Source organism: Lelliottia nimipressuralis (assembly GCF_041464075.1).
GTDB lineage: Bacteria > Pseudomonadota > Gammaproteobacteria > Enterobacterales > Enterobacteriaceae > Enterobacter > Enterobacter nimipressuralis.
The window spans coordinates 2591884-2612817 of the sequence record NZ_CP167172.1 but is presented as its reverse complement, the minus strand read 5'-3'; the positions used below and the strand labels follow the sequence as shown (position 1 = coordinate 2612817).

The following is a 20934-nucleotide window of genomic DNA, read 5'->3' as shown; positions in this document are numbered from 1 at the left end:
CGCAAACCAGAGAGAAACCGTTTTGAATTACCAGATGATCACAACCAACGACGAGCTGGCAACGCTGTGCAACGTCACCCGCGACTTTCCCGCCATTGCTCTGGATACCGAGTTTGTTCGCACGCGAACCTACTATCCCCAGTTGGGTTTGATCCAAATGTACGATGGCAAAAAGGTCTCGCTGATTGACCCGCTGGGTATCACGGACTGGGCGCCAATGCGTGAACTTCTGCTCGATACCGCCGTGACCAAATATCTGCATGCGGGTAGTGAAGATCTGGAGGTATTCCTCAATACCTTTGGCGTGATGCCGGAACCCCTGATTGATACGCAAATTCTCGCCGCTTTCTCCGGCCGTCCGCTCTCCTGGGGCTTTGCCGCGATGGTCGAAGAGTATACCGGCATTGCGCTGGATAAGAGCGAGTCGCGCACCGACTGGCTGGCGCGTCCACTGACTGAACGTCAACTGGACTACGCCGCTGCCGATGTCTTTTACCTGCTGCCGATTTGCGGCCAGCTAATGAAAGAGGCTGAAGACGCTGGCTGGCTGGATGCAGCGCTCAACGAATGCCGTATGACACAGCAGCGCCGTCAGGAAGTGGTCGACCCGAAAGACGCCTGGCGCGATATCACCAATGCCTGGCAGCTGCGTACCCGTCAGCTTGCCTGCCTGCAGCTGCTGGCCGACTGGCGTCTGCGCAAAGCGCGCGAGCGCGATCTGGCGGTCAATTTTGTCGTACGCGAAGAGCATCTGTGGGCGGTTGCGCGCTATATGCCGGGCAGCATGGGCGAACTGGACAGTATCGGATTATCGGGCAGTGAAATTCGCTTCCACGGTAAAACGTTGCTGGCTCTGGTCGCTAAAGCCCAGCAGTTGCCGGACGATGAACTGCCGGAGCCACTGTTGAACCTGATGGATATGCCAGGCTATCGCAAAGCGTTCAAAGAGATCAAAGCACTGGTGCTGGAAGTGGGAACGGAAAACAAGATAAGCCCAGAGCTGCTGGCGTCACGCCGTCAGATCAATCAGCTGCTGAACTGGCACTGGAAGTTAAAACCACAGAATGGCCTGCCGGAACTGATTGCGGGCTGGCGCGGGGAGTTGATGGGCGAACGTCTGAAAACCCTGCTGGCAGACTATCCACAGTAATAAAATTGCCGGGTAAGCGAAACGCTACCCGGCATTGATACGTTCATAATGCTATGGACGTGACTCTTCCGCTTCCGGCAGCGTCACGTTCAGCTCCAGAATCGAAATATCCCCATCCTTCTGCTCCAGCTGCACGGTGACCATCTCCGGGTCGATCTGCACATACTTACAAATCACTTCCAGGATGTCTTTGCGCAGCTGCGGCAAATAGTGTGGTTCAGCATCGCTGCGGCGACGTTCCGCAACGATAATTTGCAGTCGCTCTTTCGCGATGTTGGCGGTGCTTTTTTTCCGCGAGAGAAAAAAGTCCAGTAATGCCATAACTTATCCTCCGAACAGGCGTTTGAGGAAACCTTTCTTCTCTTCTTCAATGAAGCGGAAAGGACGTTCTTCTCCCAGCAGACGGTCAACGGTATCAGCGTAGGCTTTACCCGCGTCTGCCATCGTATCGAGGATCACCGGCTCGCCCTGGTTAGAGGCGCGCAGCACGGATTGATCTTCCGGAATGACGCCAACCAGTTTGATGCGCAGGATCTCCAGCACGTCTTCCATGCTCAGCATGTCACCCTTATTAACGCGACCCGGATTGTAACGGGTCAGCAGCAGGTGCTCTTTAATCGGGTCCTGACCATTTTCCGCGCGACGAGATTTAGACGCCAGAATGCCCAGAATACGGTCAGAGTCACGTACAGAGGAGACTTCCGGGTTGGTGGTGATAATGGCTTCGTCAGCAAAATACAGCGCCATCAGCGCGCCCGTTTCGATACCGGCAGGGGAGTCGCAGACCACAAAGTCGAACTCCATCTTTTTCAGTTCGTCGAGCACTTTCTCCACGCCTTCGCGGGTCAGCGCATCTTTGTCGCGCGTCTGAGAAGCAGGAAGAATAAAGAGGTTTTCCGTGCGCTTATCTTTAATCAGCGCCTGGTTAAGGGTGGCATCGCCCTGAATGACGTTAACAAAGTCATACACAACGCGACGCTCACACCCCATGATCAGGTCGAGGTTACGCAGGCCGATATCGAAATCGATAACAACTGTCTTCTTTCCCTTCTGGGCCAAACCAGTAGCGATGGCCGCGCTGGAGGTGGTCTTGCCAACGCCTCCTTTACCCGAAGTCACAACAATAATGCGTGCCATAGAAATTCCTTGTTAAAAAGGGATCAATTCAACGGTTGAACAGTCAAAGCGTTCTCTGCGAGTCGCAGGCGTGCCGCTTTGCCATAAAATTCGGCTGGGATCTTGTCACTCAGCCAATATTCACCTGCGATGGAAACCAGTTCCGCCGTCAGATGGGTACAAAATATTTGTGCTTCCCGATCGCCACTGGCACCGGCCAGCGCGCGTCCTCTCATCATACCGTAGACGTGAATATTGCCATCGGCAATCAGCTCAGCGCCAGCGCTGACGTGGCTTGTCACAATCAGATCACAGTTTGGTGCATAAATGCGCTGACCGGAACGAACCGGCACATCAATCATTCGCGTTTTTGTGATAGGAGTAACAGTTTGCGCGGGCGGTGGAGGCGTCGGGGCGGCTTTCGCCGGAGAACGGACGGTTTTTTCTTTGCCTTCAGTCAGAAGGGGCAGACCGGCACGCTCGATTTCATCTTTAAGACGAGCATCTTTGCAGCCGCTAATGCCAACAATACGCAGCCCGGTCGAGGTGACCGCCTGCTGAAGATGCTGCCAGTTCACAGGCGCGTCGAGACCGCTGACATTCACCACCACTGGGGCGTGTTTCAGAAAAGCGGGTGCCTGCGCGATTTTGTCTTCTAACGCCTGACGAATAACCTCGGGTTTTGCATCATGCAAATGAACCACTGATAAGGTGAAGCTACTGCCTTTAAGCTCGATGGGCGTGTTTGACATCCTGGCCTTACTCAATTTGCTGTTAATCGCAGCACATTCGTTGCGATATTCCGAAGAGTATCAGGCATGTTATAGTCACTGGTATATTGAGGCAAGCAACCACCGATAATTCAGAGTAAAAACATGTTTTGTGTGATCTACAGAAGTACTAAACGCGACCAGACCTATCTTTATGTCGAGAAAAAAGACGATTTTTCCCGCGTACCGGAAGAATTAATGAAAGGCTTCGGCGCGCCGCAGCTGGCGATGCTATTGCCGCTGGACGGTCGTAAAAAACTGGTGAATGCCGATCTGGATAAAGTGAAAACCGCCCTGAAAGAACAAGGCTATTATTTACAGCTTCCGCCACCTCCTGAGAATTTATTAAAACAGCATCTCGCAGGTGACGGAAAAAAATAACCCCGGCCAACTCCGTGGGTGACATATCAACCGTGTAGGGGACGAGCATGTATCAACATCACAACTGGCAAGGTGCATTACTGGATTACCCTGTAAGCAAAGTGGTCTGCGTAGGCAGCAATTATGCGAAGCATATTCAGGAAATGGGCAGTGCCGTGCCAGAAGAGCCTGTGTTGTTTATCAAGCCGGAAACCGCTATTTGCGATATTCGCCAGCCGCTGGCGCTACCGCAGGGGCTGGGTTCGGTACACCATGAAGTCGAACTGGCGGTGCTAATTGGCGGCACGCTGCGTCAGGCATCCGAGGATCACGTGCAGAAAGCCATCGCAGGCTACGGAGTTGCACTGGACCTGACGCTGCGCGATGTGCAGGGCAAAATGAAAAAAGCCGGCCAGCCGTGGGAAAAAGCCAAAGGCTTTGATAATTCCTGCCCGATCTCCGGTTTTATTCCGGCCGCTGAATTCCACGCCGATCCGCAAAACACCCCGTTGAGCCTGAAAGTGAACGGCGAAATTCGCCAGCAGGGCAATACGTCTGACATGATCCATAAGATCCTGCCGCTTATCGCCTACATGAGCCGTTACTTCACCCTCAAGCCGGGCGATGTGATCCTCACCGGTACGCCAGAAGGCGTTGGGCCACTGCTGAGCGGTGACGAACTGGAAATCGGTTTTAACGGACAATCCGTTAAGACGCGCGTGCTGTAAAATGCCCTTGCCGCTGTTAATCGGCGGCAAAACTTGCATCCACGTGCCAGACTGGTTATAAGGTGCGCTTTCTTTTGACGTGTGGACATCCTTATGAGCGAAACCCCTTTCTGGCAAAGCAAGACTCTCGACGAAATGACCGACGTGGAGTGGGAATCGCTGTGCGACGGCTGCGGGCAGTGCTGCCTGCACAAGCTGATGGACGAAGACACGGACGAAATCTACTTCACCAACGTCGCCTGCAAGCAGCTGAACATCAAAACCTGTCAGTGCCGCAACTACGAGCGCCGTTTCGAGTACGAGCCGGATTGCATCAAGCTGACCCGCGACAATCTCCCGACGTTTGAATGGCTGCCTCACACCTGCGCCTATCGCCTGCTGGCGGAAGGGAAAGGGCTGCCGGACTGGCATCCGCTGCTGACCGGCTCAAAAGCGGCGATGCACGGCGAGCGCATTTCGGTGCGACATATCGCGGTGAAAGAATCCGAAGTGCAGGACTGGGAAGACCATATTCTCAACCATCCCAAACACGCATAAAAAAACCCGCCGAGGCGGGTTTTTTGTTGGGTGCCGTTTGTGCTTATCGACCAAACAAATCGCGTTTTTTCGGTTTGAACGGCTGGGCAATCAGTACCAGCAGCGCCACCACGAAGTAGGCGACGAAAATACCGACCAGCCACTGCGGCATCTCCAGCGTCAGGAATTCCCACTGACGAACAGAGCAATCACCGGAGGCCACAAACACCTGCGGCAGCCACTTGTCCAGCGGCAGCCAGCCTGGGAAGCGGGCGGCAAAATCACAGGTCTGGAACGGGGAGGGATGCAGCTGCATCATGGTGTGCTGCCATGCCAGCTCAATGCCTTTCCAGGCACTGTACAACCAGAGGGCGATCCCGGCATAACGCAGCGGGGATTTTGGCGCAATCGCACCCACCAGCCCTGCACCCATAATGCCGAACAGCGCACAACGTTCGTAAATACACAGCACACAGGGTTTCAGCAACATCACATGCTGGAACCAGAGCGCTACCATTTCCAGCGCAAAGGCGGTCAGGGCCATCAATAACCACGCTCCGCGACCGCGAGAGCATTGGTTCAAAAATCGCAACATAATCATTTCCCTGGAACAGGCTTAGAAAGCGCAGTGTAAACCAAAACGATTTTAGCGCCAGATGCTCCTGGCAAAATAAAACGTAATTGGATGTTTATAATGCAGAAAGTCAAACCGGGCAGCGAACCACCCGAATTCAGGGACTTAATGCGCGGCCAGTATACCTATTTGCAACAACCATTGCGTATAAGGAATGAGGGTAAATTTGACGCACAGCAAGCCGACAACGGTTAATACCAGCGTGTACGGCAACGCCATCCACACCATCCGACCGTAGGACAAACGAATCAGGGGAGCCAGCGCCGAGGTCAGCAGGAACAGAAACGCCGCCTGTCCGTTTGGCGTCGCCACTGACGGCAAATTGGTGCCAGTGTTAATCGCCACGGCCAGCAGCTCAAACTGGTTAATATTAATGGCCCCATGTTCAAGCGCCGCTTTGGCCTCATTGATATACACCGATCCGACAAACACGTTATCGGAAATAGAAGAGAGCAGGCCGTTAAACAGATAAAAGAGCGACAGCTGCGAGTCGGGTGACGCCTGCAGGACAAAGTCGATAATCGGCGAGAACAGTTGCTGATCGATAATCACCGCCACAATGGCAAAAAACACCGCCAGCAGGGCAGTAAACGGCAGCGCTTCGGTAAATGCCTTGCCGATCGCATGTTCGTCGGTCACACCGGTAAACGACGTCGCCAGAATAATTACCGACAGGCCAATAAGCCCCACTTCCGCCAGGTGGAATGCCAGCGCGACGATAAGCCACACGCCGATGATACCCTGGGCGATCAGCGCCAGTTTTTCCTGACGGGTGCGCTGGCTGCGGCTTTTCAGATCAAATTCGTGCAGCACATCGCGAACCGGGCCGGGCAGTTGGGCGCCATAGCCGAAGCTTTTGGTTTTCTCGAGCAACACACAGGTCAGCAGCCCACAGACAAAGACCGGGACGCTCACCGGCGCCACGCGCAGGAAGAATTCGGTAAAGTTCCAGCCTGCGGCTTTTGCAATAATGAGGTTTTGCGGCTCGCCGACCATCGTCATCACCCCGCCGAGCGCCGTGCCGACGCCCGCGTGCATCATCAGGCTGCGCAGGAACGCACGAAACTGTTCCAGAACGTCGCGCTTCGGCACGTCAATCTGGCTGTCATCCTGCAAATCGCTCTCGGTTTTCGTTGAGGCCACGCGATGATAAATGCCGTAAAAACCGACGGCGACGCTTATCACCACCGCAACGACCGTCAGCGCATCGAGGAATGCGGAGAGAAACGCGGCAGCCAGACAGAAGGAGAGGGAAAGCACCGTTTTGGAACTAATACTCAGCAGCAGCCGCGTGAAGATAAACAGCAGCAGTTGCTTCATAAAGTAGATCCCGGCCACCATAAACATCAGCAGCAGGAGCACTTCCAGGTTAGAGGCCAGCTCGTCTTTCACGCGCTCTGCGCTGGTCATGCCGATAAACACCGCTTCAATCGCCAGCAGCCCGCCGGGAAGCAGGGGATAGCATTTCAGCGCCATCGCCAGGGCAAAGATAAACTCGGCCACCAGCAGCCAGCCGGCCACAAACGGCGAGAAGATAAACACCACAGGGTTAGCGATCAGAAAAATGAGCAGCGTCAGCTTGTACCAGTCGGGTGACTGACCTAAAAAATTGCGCCACAGGGCGCGTCCGTAAGACATTTCCACCAGAGAGTTCCTTCCTCGCCAAAGTTAAGCAAAACATTATTATACGCACAATTTGCATGAATAACGGCTGTCGACCAGGATGCTGTATTTGATAAAAATGAAACGGTGATCCCTTTTTTCCCGCGTCGCTGCGCTATCTGCCACTGTCAGCCTCTGGTATGATGAGTGAATTAGTTAAAGCTGTGTAATGGAAATCTCACTATGGTCATAAAGGCGCAAAGCCCGGCGGGTTTCGCTGAAGAGTACATCATTGAAAGCATCTGGAATAACCGTTTCGCTCCTGGAACGATTCTTCCCGCTGAACGTGAATTGTCTGAACTGATTGGCGTAACACGTACCACTTTACGCGAAGTTCTTCAGCGTCTGGCGCGTGATGGCTGGTTGACGATTCAGCACGGCAAACCGACCAAAGTGAATAACTTCTGGGAAACGTCGGGTCTGAACATTCTTGAAACGCTCGCCCGTCTCGATCACGAGAGCGTTCCACAGCTGATCGATAATTTGCTGTCGGTGCGCACCAACATTTCTACCATCTTTATCCGTACCGCATTCCGTCAGCATCCTGAAAAGGCGCTGGAAGTGCTGGCGACGGCGACGGCGGTTGACGATCATGCGGATGCGTTTGCGACCCTCGATTACAACATCTTCCGTGGCCTGGCGTTTGCGTCGGGAAATCCGATTTATGGATTGATCCTTAACGGCATGAAAGGGCTGTACACCCGCATTGGTCGCCACTATTTCGCCAATCCGGAAGCGCGCAGCCTGGCGCTCGGTTTCTACCACAAGTTAAGCCAGCTTTGCACCGAAGGCCAGCACGATCAGGTCTATGAAACGGTGCGTCGTTACGGCCATGACAGCGGCGAGATCTGGCACCGGATGCAGAAAAATCTGCCGGGCGATTTAGCGATTCACGGTCATTAAAAGAAAAAGCCTCTCGACTGAGAGGCTTTTTTTTGCCCGCTTAAAGGGCCTGAAGCTGAGTCATACGAAAGCCGGGGAAGATGCGTCGCCACCCGGCAATGCGATTACAGCGTGTTTCCCCGCGCCGGGCAGCGCTCCAGCAGTTCCACGCTCCCGTCCTCGTTTTGCTGCTCCATCAACACGTCAAAGCCCCACAGGCGATGCACATGCTTGAGCACCTCTTTGCGGCCTTTATCCAGCGGCGCACGGTTGTGCGGAATATAGCGCAGCGTCAGAGAGCGATCGCCGCGTAAATCCACGTTCCAGACCTGGATATTGGGTTCCAGATTGCTCAGGTTGTATTGAGAGGAGAGGCGCGAGCGGATCTCACGGTACCCTTCCTCATTGTGAATCGCCGATATCTCCAGATAATTATTACGATCGTCATCCAGAACGGTAAAGAAGCGGAAATCACGCATGATTTTCGGTGACATGAACTGGCTGATAAAGCTCTCGTCTTTAAAGTCGCGCATCGCGAAATGCAGCGTCTCCAGCCAGTCGGAACCGGCGATGTCCGGGAACCAGTATTTATCCTCTTCCGTCGGTGACTGACAGATGCGTTTGATATCCTGGAACATCGCAAAGCCGAGGGCATAGGGGTTAATCCCGCTGTACCACGGGCTGTTATACGGCGGCTGGAAGACCACGTTAGTGTGGCTGTGCAGAAACTCGAGCATAAAGCGCTCGGTCACTTTGCCTTCGTCATACAGGTGGTTAAGGATGGTGTAATGCCAGAACGTCGCCCAGCCTTCGTTCATCACCTGCGTCTGTTTTTGCGGATAAAAATACTGACTCACCTTACGCACGATGCGTAAGATTTCACGCTGCCACGGCTCCAGCAGCGGCGCATTTTTTTCCATAAAGTAGAGTAAGTTCTCCTGCGGCTCAGACGGATAACGCCGCGCTTCGGCGATCGTTTTCTCCTCTTCGCGTTTCGGCAGGGTACGCCACAGCATATTCACCTGGCTTTGCAGATACTCTTCGCGACTTTTCTGCCGCGCTTTCTCCTCCTGGAGGGAGATTTTTTGCGGACGTTTGTAGCGATCCACGCCGTAATTCATCAGCGCGTGACAGGAGTCGAGCAGTTTTTCCACCTCGTCCACCCCGTAGCGCTCCTCGCATTCGGTGATGTATTTACGGGCGAAAATCAGGTAATCGACAATCGAACTGGCATCGGTCCAGCTGCGGAACAGGTAGTTATTTTTGAAGAACGAGTTGTGCCCGTAGCAGGCGTGCGCCATCACCAGCGCCTGCATGGTAATGGTGTTCTCCTCCATCAGATAGGCGATGCAGGGATTGGAGTTAATGACGATCTCATACGCCAGCCCTTGCTGGCCGTGCTTGTAGAGTCGCTCGGTCTCAATGAATTTTTTACCGAACGACCAGTGCGGATAGTTGATCGGCATCCCGACGCTCGAGTAGGCGTCCATCATCTGTTCGGAGGTAATGACTTCGATCTGGTGCGGGTAGGTGTCCAGTCGATACAGCTTCGCCACCCGGTCGATTTCGGCCAGATAGACATCCAGCAGCTCGAAGGTCCAGTCGGGTCCATCGCTGAGACGAGTGCTGTCCTTGTTCATTGAGTCAAGTGTAGCCATTAGCGCGCCCTCGTTGTTGATAGCTCTCTCTAGTCTGGAGAACCTCTTTTCAAGCATAGAACAACGCGTTGAAAAGCGTGCTGACGCAGAAATTTTTTCTTTGCGATTTCCGATTTTTGATCCCGGTGAAAACGGTTATCTCGCAGAATTTTCTGCTGGTTAAAAAGAACGCGCAGTAAAAGATCCTAAATAAGCGCCATCCCCGCTGGCTGGGGAAGATGTGAGTTAAGTCACCATAAAAAAGTCGTATGTTGAATAATATTTTCAACTAGGTTATCAATCTGTAATTAGAAGATTGTTCTTTTGCACATAACGGAGTGGCTATGCGTGTTGTCATACTGGGAAGTGGGGTTGTCGGCGTCACCAGCGCCTGGTATTTAAGTCAGGCGGGACACGAGGTGACGGTCATCGATCGCGAACCGGGATCGGCACTGGAGACCAGCGCGGCCAACGCCGGGCAGATCTCCCCAGGCTATGCGGCGCCGTGGGCGGCACCGGGCGTACCGCTGAAGGCCATCAAATGGATGTTCCAGCGTCACGCGCCGCTGGCGATTAGCCTCGACGGCACGCAATTCCAGCTCAAGTGGATGTGGCAGATGCTGCGCAACTGCGATACTCGCCACTACATGGAAAACAAAGGCCGCATGGTGCGCCTGGCAGAGTACAGCCGCGACTGCCTGAAAGAACTGCGCAACACCACCGGCATCGAATACGAAGGGCGGCAGGGCGGCACATTGCAGCTGTTCCGCACCGCGCAGCAGTATGAAAACGCCACTCGCGATATCGCCGTGCTGGAAGATGCAGGCGTGCCGTATCAGCTGCTCGAAGCCAGCCAGCTGGCGCAGGTTGAACCGGCGCTGGCGGAAGTGGCACACAAACTGACGGGCGGGCTGCGCCTGCCAAATGATGAAACGGGCGACTGCCAGCTCTTTACTCAGCGTTTGGCGAAGATGTGTGAACAGGCGGGCGTGACATTCCGCTACAACACCTCGGTCGATAAACTGCTGTCAGAAGGCGAAAAAATCTACGGCGTGAAGTGCGGCGACGAAGTGATCAAAGCCGATGCCTATGTAATGGCATTTGGCTCCTACTCCACGGCGATGCTGAAGGGCCTGCTGGATATACCCGTCTATCCGCTGAAAGGCTATTCCCTCACCATACCGGTGAAAGAGGACAACGGTGCGCCTGTTTCAACTATTCTTGATGAAACCTACAAAATCGCCATCACCCGCTTTGATAACCGGATCCGCGTCGGCGGAATGGCGGAAATTGTCGGCTTTAATACGGAATTGCTGCAACCGCGCCGCGAAACGCTTGAGATGGTGGTTCGCGATCTGTTCCCGCGCGGGGGCTTTGTCGAACAGGCCACCTTCTGGACCGGGTTACGTCCTATGACGCCTGACGGCACGCCGATTGTCGGCCGTACGCCGTTCAAGAATTTATGGACTAACACCGGCCACGGCACGCTGGGCTGGACCATGGCCTGCGGTTCAGGGCAACTGCTGAGCGATTTGATCTCGGGCCGCACCCCGGCAATTCCGTTTGATGATTTAAGCGCCGCGCGCTATCAATCCGGATTTACGCCATCTCGCCCGCAGCATCTGCATGGCGCGCATAATTAACAAGGAGCTGTCATGTCCCGTCCTATTCTGGCTCAGCTGGATCTGCAGGCGTTAAAAAATAACCTGCAGATTGTCCGCCGTGCTGCGCCGGGCTCTCGCGTATGGTCGGTGGTGAAAGCCAACGGCTACGGCCACGGAATTGAGTCCATCTGGAGCGCGCTGAGCGCCACCGATGGTTTTGCGCTGTTGAATCTGGAAGAGGCGATCCTGCTGCGCGAGCGCGGCTGGAAAGGGCCGATTCTGCTGCTCGAAGGCTTCTTCCACGCCGACGAACTGCCGCTTTTGGACAAGTACCGACTCACCACCAGCGTCCACAGCAACTGGCAAATCAAAGCGCTGCAAAACGCAAAACTGCATGCACCGCTGGATATCTATCTCAAGGTCAACAGCGGTATGAACCGCTTAGGTTTCCAGCCCGAGCGCGTGCACACGATGTGGCAGCAGTTGCGCGCCCTGAAAAATGTCGGCGAGATGACCCTGATGGCGCACTTTGCCGATGCCGAAAAACCGGACGGCATTGCCGAGGCGATGGTGCGTATCAATCAGGCGGCAGAGGGACTGGAGTGCGCCCGTTCGCTGTCGAACTCCGCCGCCACGCTCTGGCACCCGGAAGCCCATTACGACTGGGTACGTCCAGGCATTATTCTCTACGGCGCGTCGCCGTCCGGCCAGTGGCAGGACATCGCCAACAGCGGGCTGAAACCGGTTATGTCCCTGCGCAGTGAAATCATCGGCATTCAGACGCTGAAAGCGGGTGATACGGTGGGCTATGGCAGCCGTTATCGTGCGTCAGGCGAACAGCGTATTGGTATCGTGGCGGGCGGTTATGCTGACGGCTATCCACGTCTTGCGCCAACCGGCACGCCGGTGTGGGTCGATGGCGTGCGTACCGGCACCGTTGGCACCATTTCAATGGATATGATGGCGGTTGACTTGACCCCATGCCCGCAGGCAGGCATCGGTTCGCCGGTAGAGCTGTGGGGGAATGAGGTGAAAGTCGATGACGTGGCGTCGGCAGCGGGAACGGTAGGCTATGAAATGTTAACGGCACTGGCCCCGAGAGTGCCAGTAGTGACAGTGTAACGTTAAAATACCGGGTGGCGTTGCTGCCACCCGGCAAAACATTATTCTGAACCCTCATCCTCCATCGGACGCACGCCCACCTTCCGTACTGCGTTATCCTCTTTCTCGGCCACCGTCCAGATCATCCCGGCAAACTCCACCTGGTCGCCCACGACCGGCGCGGCACCCAGCAGCTGCTGCACGATTTCACCCAGCGTCTGCTGTTTATCGCGATACTCCAGCCCCTCGTCGAGGCCGTAAATCAGCGCCACGTCGGCAAATTTGGCGTTCGCTTCCAGAATAAAATCACCGAAGAACCGCTGATCCAGCGCCACGGGCGGTGACTGGCTGAACAGCTTCCCGAGGGCAGGCAAATCGGTCTCACGACCAATGACGCAGAGAATATCGCCCTCGCGCAGGCGAGTGCTGCCCGTCGGGTGCAGCAGAGCGTTATCGCGAAACAGCGCGGCAATCCGCGTTTCCGTCGGCATATGCAGGTCGCGCAGCGACGCGCCCACGCACCATTTATCGGCGCTCAGCTGGTAGACAAACTGCTCCCACGGGTTTTCCGGATGAATATCCAGCCCCACGCGCGAAACGGGCAGGCCAACCGGTGGCACCACCACTTTGGCTTTTTTCGCCGCCCAGCCGAGGGACGTACCCTGGAACAGCAGCGACACCAGCACCACGAAGAACGCGACATTGAAGAACAGCCGTGAATTATCCAGCCCCGCCATCATCGGGAAGACCGCCAGAATGATCGGCACCGCCCCGCGCAGGCCCACCCAACTGATAAAAATACGCTCGCGCAGGTTAAACCCACGGAACGGCAACAGCCCGGCAAACACCGACAGCGGACGGGCGAAGAAGATCATCCATGCCGAGAGGAGCAGCGCCGGAATGGCAATCGGCAGCAGATCGGACGGCGTCACCAGCAGCCCCAGCACCAGGAACATGCCGATTTGCGCCAGCCAGGCCAGACCGTCGAAGTTTTGCAAAATGGCGTGGCGGTTGCGAATCGGGCGATTTCCCAGCAGAAAGCCACAGAGATAAACGGCGAGAATACCGCTGCCGTCCATCGCCGTTGTCAGGGCGAAAATCAGAATACCGCCGCTAAGCGCCAGCAAAGGGTACAGCCCGGCGGGCAGGGAGATGCGGTTAATCATCTGCTGCAACAGATAGCCGCCGGAAAGGCCGATGATAATCCCGAGGCCAAACTGCTGGAGAATATGCCAGGCAAACATCCAGCTCAGGCCGGATTCGTGCTGCTGGATCATCTCAATCAGGGTGATGGTCAGGAACACCGCCATCGGGTCGTTGCTGCCGGATTCAATCTCCAGCGTCGAGCCGACACGCTCGTTCAGCCCTTTGCCGCCGAGGAGGGAGAACACCGCCGCCGCATCCGTCGAGCCGACAATCGCGCCAATCAGCAATCCTTCCATGATATTCAGATGAAACAGCCAGGCGGCCATCATACCGGTCAGGCCGGAGGTGATCAGCACGCCGACGGTTGCCAGCGACAGGGCTGGGCCTAAGGCGACGCGAAACGAGCTGGCCTGGGTGCGCATCCCGCCGTCCAGCAAAATCACTGCCAGCGCGAGGTTACTCACCATGTAGGCGAAGGGATAATTATCGAATGGAATCCCGCCGACGCCATCGATGCCCGCGAGCATGCCGATGGCCAGGAAGATAACAAGGATAGGTATGCCGAGACGCGATGAAAATGAACTTAATAAAATACTGCAGGTTACTAATACGGAACCCAGAATGAAAAGACTGATTATCGCTGCGGCATCCAATGTTGTCTTACTCCCACCTCAATGTTGTTGCTGATAATAAAACCCTATCATATTAACGACAAAAACAGCGTTTTATTGAGGTGGTTAAACCGCTTTTTTATGCCTTTAAGACAGGATGACCGCGCAGGGTTAACCGGCTGCCCGCCTGCGAGTGCCAAAGCGTCGCCTGAGCGCCCAGCGGCAGGGTGACGGTTTGCTGCTCATGGCCAAACGCCAGCCCGTCGATCACCGGAATGTCGAGGCGCGAGCGCAGGTAATCGATCATGGTTTCCAGCGTATAACCCGCATCGTAATCGTTCGGCGTTGCACCGCTGAAGCTGCCTAACACAACCGCGCGCTGACGCCCGAGAATACCGGCGTGCATCAGCTGCAACAGCATGCGCTCGACGCGGAACGGATGCTCGTTGATATCCTCCAGCACCAGAATGCCGTTCTCAATTTGCGGCAGCCACGGCGTGCCGATAAGCGACACCAGCATCGCCAGATTGCCGCCCCACAGCTGGCCTTCGCACTCACACTGCGGGCCGTTGCCCTGCCACTCCACGCTGTACGTCGGATTTTTCAAGGCGCGCCAGAAATGTTCCTCGGTAAAACGGTTCAACTCCGGTGCGCCGAAATTCCCCGCCAGCATCGGCCCGCTAAAGGTGATGACGTTATGCAGGGCCAGCAGGCCGAGCTGAATCACGGTGAAATCGCTGTGACCGCAGATCAGCAGCGGGTCCTGCTGCTGGCGTCGGGCAAGCCCGGCCCAGTCGATGGTCTCCAGCAAACGGCTCGCGCCATACCCGCCGCGCACCGCCAGAATAATCTGGTTTTCGCCTTCGAGGGTGACCAGGTCGTTGATATCAGCCACTCTTTGCTGCTCAGTCCCGGCAAAACGCTGCAGACGGCGGGGGATGACTGTCTGATTATCCACCTGATGGCCGGATGCCTCTAAACGCGTTACGCCAAGCCGGGCGGCGTCCTGATTAATGCAGTAGCCGGACGGGGCAACAAGATGAAACTGAGACATGGCAAATCCTTGCTGAATGAGAAACTAAATGCCTATATCATGCCGCCTGTATGCGGTCTGCTTCAAGGGGCGGATGCGTAACCGCGATGATCGGCTATAAGGATAGATGACGTGAAATTGAGATGGTTTGCTTTTTTGATTGTATTGCTGGCGGGCTGTAGTTCAAAACAGGATTATCAAAATCCGCCGTGGAACCCGGAAGTCCCTGTCAAACGTGCAATGCAGTGGATGCCGATCAGCGAAAAGGCCGGGAAAGCGTGGGGCGTCAGTCCGCGACTGGTGACGGCCATTATTGCAGTCGAGTCCGGCGGCAACCCGACGCTGGTCAGCAAATCAAATGCAGTGGGCTTAATGCAATTGAAAGCCTCCACCGCCGGGCGTGAAGTCTACCGCTACATGGGCTGGAGCGGGCAGCCGTCCACCAGCGAGCTGAAAAACCCGGAGCGTAATATCTCCATGGGTACCGCATATCTGAGCATTCTGGAGCACGGTGTGCTAAAAGGCATCGAAGATCCCGAAGTGATGCAATATGCGCTGGTGGTGTCGTATGTGAACGGGGCGGGGGCGCTGCTGCGAACCTTCTCGTCGGATCGCAAAAAGGCCATCAATGAGATCAACGGCATGGACAAAGACGAGTTCTTTGAGCATGTGGTGAACAACCATCCGGCACCACAGGCTCCACGCTACATCTGGAAAGTTCAGAAAGCGATGGACGCCATGTAATGCCCTGGCCGGGCAGCGAGATGCTGTCCGGCGCCTTCAGAGAACCTTATTCGCGCGTTCTCGCGCTTCTCGCTCTAACGAGAAGATAATACGTTGAAGCTCCCTTTCGGCCCCAGGCCCGACATTCAGAAAGCGAAAACTGAGTCGTGGTGTGGTGATGGTCTCATTTTTGCTGTCCACCACTTTGCGTTCGCTAATGGCAATCAGTTGCGCATCGAAATAAAAACGCCCCCAGCCGCCCATATCCAGTTCGATTTGTGAAAAACGCATCCCTTCCACCAGTCCGTCCGGTCTTGGTGTGTCCATCAGCGCGCCCATCCCGCCGAGCGACAGGTCGAACAGGCGAAAGCGAATTTCTTTCTTGTCCGGCATTCTGGCCTTACAAAAATAGGAAGGATGCAGCGGGGCGTTAATCCGAAAATATTCCCGACGCTGGACAAACCACAGGCTCTCCGGCAGCGGGGTGATAAAAGCGGGCAGATTGAGATAATCACCTTGTTCCACATGAGGCAGGACAAACTCAACCTTTGCCCCTTTGGTTTCCGCCATCACAGAAAGATTTTTTGCGCGCAGTACCGCCCGGTTTTCATACTCCTGGCTACCGAGGTCGATGACCAGACGCTCCGGAGTGGCTTCCAGAATCTTACTGATAAACTGGTTCGACGCCCAGCTGATGCGCACCGGCACTTCGCCCTTGTGCAGGTCGCGTAATACCCCTAATACAGCCAGCGGATTTTGCTTCAGGAACTGCTCACTGTAATTACTCACGCCGAATGGCTCCTCGGTTGTCTGACGGACTGTCCCTGAAGTATCGGCAATGGGCGTCAGAACTTAATACAAACCGGTGATTTTTTTTCAAAAATGAGAGGGAATTAAGTCGGTGAGAAAAAACGGTTTTAGCGCGGTGACCTATACTTAAGTCACTTGCGCGAAACATTTTCAGCGCATGCATTTCATCTGCAAGAGGGCATCGCTATGGGTATTATCGCCTGGATTGTTTTTGGTCTTATCGCCGGCGTGATCGCAAAATTCATTATGCCGGGGCGTGATGGTGGCGGCTTCATTCTGACCTGCGTGCTGGGGGTTATCGGTGCGGTTGTCGGCGGCTGGCTGGCGACCATGTTTGGCGTCGGCGGCAGCGTCAGCGGATTTAACCTGCACAGCTTCCTGGTGGCGGTGGTCGGTGCCATCGTCGTCCTTGCGATTTTCAGACTGCTCAGACGCACATAAACCGCTAAAAACGCAAACGGCTCTCCCTGAGGGCCGTTTTTTTTGTCCGCATATTGCTTTGTTAATCGAAATGAGAATAATTGTCGTTCTTTATATCATCTAATAATAAGACGACACTATGAACACCTCGCGTTTTGCAGTATGTGCGTTGGCAGGCGCGGTCACACTGGCGTTGCAGACTTGCGCGTTTGCGGAAGAATCAACCATTCTCGTGACCGGATCGGAACAGGGCAGTCAGCTACCTGAGTGGACGAACAGTGCCACCAAATCAGCCGTTGCCGAGAGTAAAACCCCACAGGTCATCAACACTATTTCCGCCACGGAGATCGAACAGCGTCACGCGAATTCGGTCAACGAAATCCTGCGCTATGCGCCGGGCGTGTCGACGGAAGTGCGCGGCAATACCTCCTATATGAGTGAATATAAGATCCGCGGATTCACCGTCGAGCAGGAGTATTACAACGGTCTGCAACTGCCCTACAATGTCACCGGGAACACCAAAGCGCGCATCGATCCGCTGCTGATCGAGAGTGTGGACATCCTCAAAGGCCCCGCCTCTGTGCTGTACGGTGGCGGCTCGCCGGGCGGGCTGGTCAATATTCAGGGCAAAAAGCCGCAAAAAACCGCGCAAACGGAAGTGGGCTTCAACACCGGGACGCGCAATCTGAAAGAGGGCTATCTCGATTCCACCGGGCAGATTGCCGACAGCGACTGGGACTATCGTCTGCTGGGCAAAGCGACGGAAGGCGACGATCAGCCGCACACCACGCGCACGGAAAACTACCTGGTGGCACCGTCCGTGACCTGGCAGCCAGACAGCAAAACGCGTCTGACCCTTGATGCGCTCGCGCAAAACAGCCCGAGCCTGACGCCGTCCAACCCGCTTCCGCTTTCGTATCTGCGTTCCAAATATGCCGATCGCCGCGATTATGCAGGCGACGAATGGAGCGGCTTCAAACAGCGCCAGTGGATGCTGGGCTACAGCTTTGAACACCAGTTTGATAGCGGCTGGGGCTTCAGTCAGAAAGCGCGCTACTTCGACGTGGATACGCACCAGCGCAGTATCTACTCCACAGGGCCAGGCGCAAACGTGTACGAGCTAAACCGCTTTGCTTACACCACCGACGAAGACCTGCAGAGTTTCAACATGGACAACCAGGTCACCAAAACGCTGGAACTGGGCGACTGGAAGCACCATTTGCTGGCAGGCTTCGACTACCAGAAGCTCAATTCCCACTTCCACTATCGCTATGCGGCAAATACGCCGGGTATCGATATGCGTTACCCGGACTACACGCAGGTCAACGACGGTTCGCTCGGTCTCTACACCGCGCAGAAAAATCGCCTGAGCTATCAGCAAAACGGGTACTACCTGCAGGATCAGATCGAATTCGGCGGGCTGAATCTGCTCGGCAGCCTGCGCTACGACGACTATCGCTCCGTCACCACCGACTATCTGCAAAACGGTGACAAAGCCTGGGTATCGCAGGATCGCGTCACTAAACGTCTGGGGGCGTTGTACGCCTTTGAAAACGGTATCTCGCCGTTTATCAGCTACTCCGAAGGCTTTGCGCCCGTTTCACCGCAGGGCACGCTGACCGCTAAAGACGTCAAGCCAACCACCAGTAAACAGGTGGAGGGCGGGGTGAAATACCTGCTGGAAGAGTACGCGACCACCTTTACCGCGTCGGTGTTTAACATTCGCCAGAAAAATGTGGTCACGACCGATCCGGGCTTCCTGAACTATCGTCAGACCGGTGAAGTGGAATCGAAAGGGGCGGAGTTGTCTGCCGTCAGTCGTCCGACGGATAACCTGACGCTGATCGCCAATTACGCCTACACCCACGCGATCAACACGGAAGATGACAAATACCAGGGGAAACGCCCGACGCAAGTGCCGGAAAACGCCTTTAACTTGTGGGGAGACTATACCTTCGACAGCACGCCGCTGAGAGGGCTGAACCTCGGCGCAGGCGCACGCTACACCGGGCCGATGGAGATCGCGCCGACCAACGATCAGGGTAAACTGGGCGGCACGACGCAGTACGATCTCGCCGCCTCTTACCAGATGGGTGAAGTTCTGCCGTCGCTGGCCGGGCTGACCCTGAAAGCCAGCGCGCAGAACATCACCAACAAAGAGACGTTTACCTGCTACGACGCGACAAACTGCTGGATTGGCCGCGATCGCACGGTTCAGGTGGGGGCGAGCTACAGCTTCTGATTTTCCTCTGATGTCTCACCCTCTCTTGCGTGAGAGGGTGAGAGCACCAGCCGCACAATCCTACTGCGCGGCACTCTTCTGCACAGGCGCCACATCATCGTTCGCCGCAGGCTGAGTCGCCGGCAGGCTGTCGCACGGTTTCTCTTTCGGACAGACTAAATCGAGCATTTTCAGCGTCACGCCGTTGGTCCAGCCGAAACCGTCCTGCAACGGATACTCACCGCCGCCTCCGCCGGTGCCGGTGGTCGACACATCATATTTCTCTACCAGCTTCTGCTCGCGGTCGTAGGTATGCTGCACGTTCGTCAGGAAGCGCCAGGTGACATCCATCGCCACTTTCTTATGACCGTAGTTTTGCAGCCCTTCGGCCGCCACCCACTGCAATGGTGCCCAGCCGTTTGGCGCGTCCCATTGCTGGCCGCTGTTGATGGTGGTGGTAGTCACGCCACCCGGTTTCAACAGGCGTGACGCGGTGGCACTCGCCACTTTATCGGCCCGCTCTTTAGAGGCGGCGTTGACATACAGCGGGAACAGGGCGGCGGCAGTCAGCTGATTACGTACCTTTTTGCTCTTCAGATCGTAATCGGCGTACCAGCCCTCTTTGTCGTTCCACAGGTGGCTCTCGATCGCTTTTTGTCGCGCGTTGGCCAGGGTTTCATAGCGGTTTGCGCGCTCGGTATCACCCGATTCCTGGCTGGCCTTGGCGAGCAATTTTTCCATTTTGAACAGCAGGGCGTTCAAATCTACCGGCACAATGCTGGTGGTACGAATGGTGCCAAGTTTTTGCGGATCGTCCATCCAGCGGGAGCTAAAGTCCCAGCCGGAGGCGGCAGCGGAGCGCAGGTCACGGTAGATTTCCGTCGCCGGACGGTTCGGGTTGTTTTTGGCGGTGGTCACGTCATCCAGCCAGGACTCCGGACGCGGCGTGTCGCGATCGTCCCAGTAGCGGTTCAGAATCGCGCCGTCATCCAGTTTCACCACCCGCTTGTTGGCCTGACCCGGCTGCAGCGTCTCCACGCCCTCCATCCAGTAGGTGTACTCTTTTTCCATCTGCGGCAGATAGGTTTTCAGCGCCTCTTTATCGTGCGTGGCGAGCAGTTCGACCATCAGGGAGAAAAACGGCGGCTGCGAACGGCTCAGATAGTAGCTGCGGTTGCCGTTGGGAATATGGCCCCAGGTGTCGATCTCATAGCCGAAGTTGGCCACCATATCGCTGATTTTGTCCCAGTGATCGCTCTCGGCCAGCCCCAGCATGGTGAAATAGCTGTCCCAGTAATAGACTTCACGGAAACGTCCACCCGGCACCACATAAGGTTTCGGCAGCGGCAGCAGCGAATCCCACTTATCGGCTTTATCGGTGGTGCGCGTCAGCACCGGCCACAGGCCATCAATATGCTCGCGCAGGCTCTGTCCGGCAGGCGGAACGTATTTTTCGCCTTCAGCGGGAAGGGTAAAATTCATCTCGACGAAATGGCGCAGGTCAAATCCGCGTTGCAAATGCTGCATACGGTAATCCGCCAGAATCATCAGGGGATCGCTTTTCGGCACCGCGTCGGCGAAGGTTTTTTGATCGGGGAACAGCTTAGCGCTTTGCACATCACTGAACAGGGGACCGAGCAGAATATCCGGCGACTGTTTTTGTGTGGAAGGTAACTCATCAGCGAAGCTCAGTGCGGCGACGCTCAGCATCGCGCCCCCCAGTGCCACACGCAGCGCCAACGGCAGGCGTGCAGGACGGCGCATTTCAGTTCTCGTCATCGGTTTTTCTCCTTTTTATTCTCGCGAGCAG

20 protein-coding genes are annotated in these 20934 nt (G+C 55.6%); 10 read left to right on the top strand and 10 right to left on the bottom strand.

The genetic code is table 11. The annotated features are described in order from the left end of the window. Window positions 1-22 precede the first annotated feature (22 nt). Window positions 23-1150, top strand: a complete 1128-nt coding sequence (gene rnd / locus ACB496_RS12450; protein WP_100780862.1) for a ribonuclease D — start codon at window positions 23-25, stop codon at window positions 1148-1150. Window positions 1151-1201: 51 nt separating this feature from the next. On the opposite strand, the gene minE is transcribed toward rnd, so the two are convergent. The 3 genes from minE to minC are packed head-to-tail and all read right to left on the bottom strand — an operon-like array spanning window position 1202 to window position 3018. Beyond that, window positions 1202-1471, bottom strand: coding sequence for a cell division topological specificity factor MinE (gene minE / locus ACB496_RS12445; RefSeq protein WP_010432714.1), 270 nt, complete (start codon window positions 1469-1471; stop codon window positions 1202-1204). A gap of 3 nt (window positions 1472-1474) precedes the next feature. Beyond that, window positions 1475-2287 (bottom strand): septum site-determining protein MinD, encoded by an 813-nt coding sequence (gene minD, locus ACB496_RS12440; protein ID WP_100779834.1) that lies wholly within the window; start codon window positions 2285-2287, stop codon window positions 1475-1477. A 23-nt stretch (window positions 2288-2310) separates the two neighbouring features. Continuing rightward, entirely contained in the window at window positions 2311-3018 is a 708-nt protein-coding gene (gene minC, locus ACB496_RS12435; protein ID WP_371972700.1) for a septum site-determining protein MinC, read from the bottom strand. Between the two features lie 123 nt (window positions 3019-3141). On the opposite strand from minC, the gene ACB496_RS12430 reads away from it, so the two are divergent. The 3 genes from ACB496_RS12430 (at window position 3142) to ACB496_RS12420 (ending at window position 4661) form a co-directional block, all read left to right on the top strand. Further along, the gene (locus tag ACB496_RS12430) at window positions 3142-3417 is read left to right on the top strand and encodes a YcgL domain-containing protein (protein WP_123427625.1); all 276 of its coding nucleotides are present in this window, start codon (window positions 3142-3144) and stop codon (window positions 3415-3417) included. A gap of 47 nt (window positions 3418-3464) precedes the next feature. After that, on the top strand, window positions 3465-4124 hold the full coding sequence (locus ACB496_RS12425; protein WP_100779837.1) for a fumarylacetoacetate hydrolase family protein: 660 nt from the start codon (window positions 3465-3467) through the stop codon (window positions 4122-4124). 93 nt (window positions 4125-4217) lie between these two features. Further along, the gene (locus ACB496_RS12420; protein ID WP_100779838.1) at window positions 4218-4661 is read left to right on the top strand and encodes a YcgN family cysteine cluster protein; all 444 of its coding nucleotides are present in this window, start codon (window positions 4218-4220) and stop codon (window positions 4659-4661) included. A 43-nt stretch (window positions 4662-4704) separates the two neighbouring features. Here ACB496_RS12420 and dsbB read toward each other — a convergent pair whose 3' ends face one another. Together dsbB and nhaB are read right to left on the bottom strand one after the other, a co-directional pair. Next, window positions 4705-5235, bottom strand: coding sequence for a disulfide bond formation protein DsbB (gene dsbB / locus ACB496_RS12415; RefSeq protein ID WP_100779839.1), 531 nt, complete (start codon window positions 5233-5235; stop codon window positions 4705-4707). Between the two features lie 144 nt (window positions 5236-5379). After that, window positions 5380-6918: a Na(+)/H(+) antiporter NhaB gene (gene nhaB, locus ACB496_RS12410; protein ID WP_102103950.1), complete on the bottom strand. Its 1539-nt coding sequence runs from the start codon at window positions 6916-6918 to the stop codon at window positions 5380-5382. A 201-nt stretch (window positions 6919-7119) separates the two neighbouring features. On the opposite strand from nhaB, the gene fadR reads away from it, so the two are divergent. Beyond that, the gene (fadR, locus tag ACB496_RS12405; RefSeq protein ID WP_100779841.1) at window positions 7120-7839 is read left to right on the top strand and encodes a fatty acid metabolism transcriptional regulator FadR; all 720 of its coding nucleotides are present in this window, start codon (window positions 7120-7122) and stop codon (window positions 7837-7839) included. Between the two features lie 104 nt (window positions 7840-7943). Here fadR and ACB496_RS12400 read toward each other — a convergent pair whose 3' ends face one another. Beyond that, window positions 7944-9476: a SpoVR family protein gene (locus ACB496_RS12400; RefSeq protein WP_100779842.1), complete on the bottom strand. Its 1533-nt coding sequence runs from the start codon at window positions 9474-9476 to the stop codon at window positions 7944-7946. Between the two features lie 323 nt (window positions 9477-9799). Between ACB496_RS12400 and ACB496_RS12395 the strand changes: the two genes are divergently transcribed. Next, window positions 9800-11098 (top strand): D-amino acid dehydrogenase, encoded by a 1299-nt coding sequence (locus tag ACB496_RS12395; RefSeq protein WP_102103949.1) that lies wholly within the window; start codon window positions 9800-9802, stop codon window positions 11096-11098. 12 nt (window positions 11099-11110) lie between these two features. Continuing rightward, entirely contained in the window at window positions 11111-12181 is a 1071-nt protein-coding gene (gene dadX / locus ACB496_RS12390; RefSeq protein WP_102103948.1) for a catabolic alanine racemase DadX, read from the top strand. A 41-nt stretch (window positions 12182-12222) separates the two neighbouring features. Here dadX and ACB496_RS12385 read toward each other — a convergent pair whose 3' ends face one another. Further along, window positions 12223-13959, bottom strand: a complete 1737-nt coding sequence (locus tag ACB496_RS12385; RefSeq protein WP_100779845.1) for a potassium/proton antiporter — start codon at window positions 13957-13959, stop codon at window positions 12223-12225. A gap of 97 nt (window positions 13960-14056) precedes the next feature. After that, complete coding sequence (gene ldcA, locus ACB496_RS12380; protein ID WP_371972696.1) at window positions 14057-14971, bottom strand: muramoyltetrapeptide carboxypeptidase; 915 nt, start codon at window positions 14969-14971, stop codon at window positions 14057-14059. Window positions 14972-15082: 111 nt separating this feature from the next. Here ldcA and emtA point away from each other — a divergent pair, with 111 nt between their 5' ends. Then, window positions 15083-15694, top strand: a complete 612-nt coding sequence (emtA, locus tag ACB496_RS12375) for a membrane-bound lytic murein transglycosylase EmtA (RefSeq protein WP_100779847.1) — start codon at window positions 15083-15085, stop codon at window positions 15692-15694. 36 nt (window positions 15695-15730) lie between these two features. On the opposite strand, the gene ACB496_RS12370 is transcribed toward emtA, so the two are convergent. After that, window positions 15731-16462: a flagellar brake protein gene (locus ACB496_RS12370; RefSeq protein WP_100779848.1), complete on the bottom strand. Its 732-nt coding sequence runs from the start codon at window positions 16460-16462 to the stop codon at window positions 15731-15733. A 207-nt stretch (window positions 16463-16669) separates the two neighbouring features. Here ACB496_RS12370 and ACB496_RS12365 point away from each other — a divergent pair, with 207 nt between their 5' ends. Together ACB496_RS12365 and ACB496_RS12360 are read left to right on the top strand one after the other, a co-directional pair. Beyond that, window positions 16670-16924, top strand: coding sequence for a GlsB/YeaQ/YmgE family stress response membrane protein (locus tag ACB496_RS12365; RefSeq protein WP_100779849.1), 255 nt, complete (start codon window positions 16670-16672; stop codon window positions 16922-16924). Window positions 16925-17042: 118 nt separating this feature from the next. Further along, complete coding sequence (locus ACB496_RS12360) at window positions 17043-19145, top strand: TonB-dependent siderophore receptor (protein ID WP_371972693.1); 2103 nt, start codon at window positions 17043-17045, stop codon at window positions 19143-19145. Between the two features lie 60 nt (window positions 19146-19205). Here ACB496_RS12360 and ACB496_RS12355 read toward each other — a convergent pair whose 3' ends face one another. Next, a complete protein-coding gene (locus ACB496_RS12355) occupies window positions 19206-20903 on the bottom strand; it encodes an alpha,alpha-trehalase (protein WP_129034935.1) in 1698 nt (565 codons plus the stop codon). Between the last annotated feature and the right edge of the window lie 31 nt (window positions 20904-20934).